Source organism: Synechococcus sp. R6-10, from assembly GCF_047461815.1.
In the GTDB taxonomy this organism is placed as follows: Bacteria; Cyanobacteriota; Cyanobacteriia; order Thermostichales; family Thermostichaceae; genus Thermostichus.
The window spans coordinates 1-965 of sequence record NZ_JANSHW010000749.1; the positions used below are offsets into that span (position 1 = coordinate 1).

3 protein-coding genes are annotated in these 965 nt (G+C 66.5%); all 3 read left to right on the plus strand.

The window, feature by feature from the left end; genetic code table 11:
- The first annotated feature begins 8 nt into the window (after positions 1-8).
- Positions 9-191, plus strand: coding sequence for a M20/M25/M40 family metallo-hydrolase (locus NW837_RS15775; protein WP_414332660.1), 183 nt, complete (start codon positions 9-11; stop codon positions 189-191).
- Positions 188-631, plus strand: a complete 444-nt coding sequence (locus NW837_RS15780) for an HPP family protein (protein ID WP_414332656.1) — start codon at positions 188-190, stop codon at positions 629-631. The genes NW837_RS15775 and NW837_RS15780 overlap by 4 nt, the downstream gene beginning before the upstream one ends.
- On the plus strand, positions 628-965 hold a 338-nt coding region (locus NW837_RS15785), incomplete at its 3' end, for an S-adenosyl-l-methionine hydroxide adenosyltransferase family protein (protein WP_414332658.1). The genes NW837_RS15780 and NW837_RS15785, both read left to right, overlap by 4 nt.

Below are 965 nucleotides of genomic sequence, written 5' to 3' on the forward strand. Positions count from 1 at the left end.
ACGCGCCGATGCGACCCACAGGCGGCGGCGCGGACGCTAACATCTTCATCGCGCGCGGACTCCCCTGCTGTGTCGTCGGCACGGCGCACCAGAAAATCCACACCCACGAGGAGTTCGTGCGGATTGACGACCTCGCGCGGAGCGTGGACTTGACCTTAGCGATTATCCGAGAGGTCGCCAGTATGCGATGATGCGCGTTCAGGAGTTCGTCGACACGCACGCGCCGTACCTGCACGCGGACGCCACCCTGCAGGACGCGGTGGACAAGTTAGACCTGTATAAGGCGACCGCGCTGCCCGTGCTGGACGAGGACGGCACGGTGCTGGGGCTGATTACCGAGCAGCAGGTGTTCGACGCGCTGTTTGCAGAGTGGCGCGTCGCCAGCCAGCAGGTTCCCGCGCCGAGCCTTGCGCCGTTCCGCGCCTACGCGCACGCCCGTAAAGACGCGCCCGTCGCGCAGTGGATGACGCCCGACCCGCCTGTGATTAGCGAACACGCGCCCATCGAGGAAGCCGTCGCGTTGATGCTGCACCACGGGCTGGACACGCTGCCCGTGCTGGGCGAGGGCAAATTCATCGGCACGATCCGCCTCGTGGACTGCTGTCAGGCGATACTGGAGCCAGAGCCATGAGTCGGCTGATCGCGTTTCTGACGGACTACGGCTACGCGGACACCTATGTCGCGCAGGTGAAGGCGGTGCTGTTGCGTCTGTGCCCAACCTGTGAGGTGTTGGACTTGACGCACGGGGTTCCGCCGCAGAATGTGCGCAGCGGGGCGTATTTGCTGGCGAGCGCGACGCCCTATCTGCCCGACGGCGCGATTGTGATTGCGGTGGTAGACCCCGGCGTGGGCACAGCGCGGCGCGCGGTCGCTGTGCAGGGGCTGCGCCACACCTACCTTGCGCCCGATAACGGGTTGCTGAGCCTCGCGCTGCGCGACGACCCACCCCAGAAAGCCGTCGCGCT

Bases quoted from the DNA above. Each gene is read 5' to 3' on its own strand.
- NW837_RS15780 (WP_414332656.1), top strand. From the start codon at position 188: ATGATGCGCGTTCAGGAGTTCGTCGACACGCACGCGCCGTACCTGCAC.
- NW837_RS15775 (WP_414332660.1), top strand. From the start codon at position 9: ATGCGACCCACAGGCGGCGGCGCGGACGCTAACATCTTCATCGCGCGC.